A 585-nucleotide genomic window follows, 5' to 3' on the forward strand; every position below is an offset into this window, starting at 1 on the left:
CATCAACTGACGCTGAATTCCCAAAGAGAGCCGGCCTTCGCCGGCTCTCTTTGCTTTAGCGCTCTGGCATATTCGACGGAGCTGGCTGGCTCATAGGCTGTGCCAATGCCGGCGGCATAGTCGAGCCGTAAGGGGACGAAGCAGGGCCGATGGTGGACCAACCGCCGCGTCCCGCCTTGCAGATAAAAACAAAGGTGGAGTGCTTCCATGTCAGTGGCTCTCGAGAAGCAGGAATCGTCGTCGGACCAGCGTTCGCGGCGTTCCGGCGGGCGCGAAGCGCGCCGCGCGATGCGAGCGGCGCCCTTGGCCGACGATATCCGTCCGGTGCGGCCGGGGCTTGAAGGCGGCAGCTATGGGCCATTGAGCCAGAACGACAAGGAACGCATCCACGAAGCGGTACTGACGCTCTTGGAGACGGTCGGCTTCGCCAACGCCATCCCGTCCTGCATCGAAGCGCTGACACGGGTCGGCGGTACCTATGGCGACGACGGGCGCATCCGGCTGCCGCGCGCGCAAGGCGGTGGCGCCGCCGAAATCATGGGCGATGACGTTCGGCCGGTCGAGCTTCCAGAACTCCAGCATCGC

Annotated in this window: 1 protein-coding gene; it reads left to right on the forward strand. The window is 64.8% G+C overall.

All coding sequences use genetic code 11. From position 1 onward, the window contains the following. Positions 1 to 207 precede the first annotated feature (207 nt). The coding region (locus EN874_RS32165; protein WP_245516209.1) for a trimethylamine methyltransferase family protein at positions 208 to 585 on the forward strand (378 nt) is incomplete at its 3' end.

The organism is Mesorhizobium sp. M1D.F.Ca.ET.231.01.1.1 (genome assembly GCF_003999155.2).
Taxonomy (GTDB): domain Bacteria; phylum Pseudomonadota; class Alphaproteobacteria; order Rhizobiales; family Rhizobiaceae; genus Mesorhizobium.